The 579-nt window shown below is 46.5% G+C and carries 1 pseudogene; it reads right to left on the minus strand.

Going from position 1 to position 579, the window contains the following annotated elements:
• Positions 1–579, minus strand: a pseudogene (locus NI462_RS14935) (ISNCY family transposase); the annotation flags it as partial.

Raw genomic sequence — 579 nt, forward strand, 5'->3', positions numbered from 1 at the left:
GTTTCAGTGATAGGCCGATGTAGATCCTTAGGATTAAAAGCCATCTTGGCGAACTTCTGATTGAACTGCTCAATGAAGCAGGGTAGCCAGGATTAGCTTGCTCAATCGAGCAGATGCCTTCCAGGCGCATCTCCTTGATCAGACGGTCCTGAAGGGTTCTGTTGGCGCGTTCCACACGGCCTTTGGCCTGTGGTGAGTTAGCGAAGATGATATCGATATTGAGGGTACTGAGTACGCGTCCAAATTGCGTAATCTTGGTGTCTTTCTTGCTGCTTTGATTCACCCTAAACACTGAATGTTTATCACTGTAAAATGCCAATGGTTTACCGTGCTGTTCGACATATAAACGTGTTGAAATCATATAGTCAAAGGTTGATTCTGATTCACAGAAGCGTAAATGCTGCAATTTTCCTGTAGCATCATCAATAAACACCAGCAGACAGCATTTAGCAGCGCGTCCTTCGAACCAGTCATGGTGAGAGCCATCGATTTGGATCAGTTCACCAAAGCAATCCCGGTTGTAACGAGGCTGATACGGGCGTTTCAGGCGCTTGGATCGAGGAATCCATAAGTCAGCTG

Source organism: Acinetobacter lwoffii (assembly GCF_024129715.1).
Classification (GTDB): domain Bacteria; phylum Pseudomonadota; class Gammaproteobacteria; order Pseudomonadales; family Moraxellaceae; genus Acinetobacter; species Acinetobacter lwoffii_U.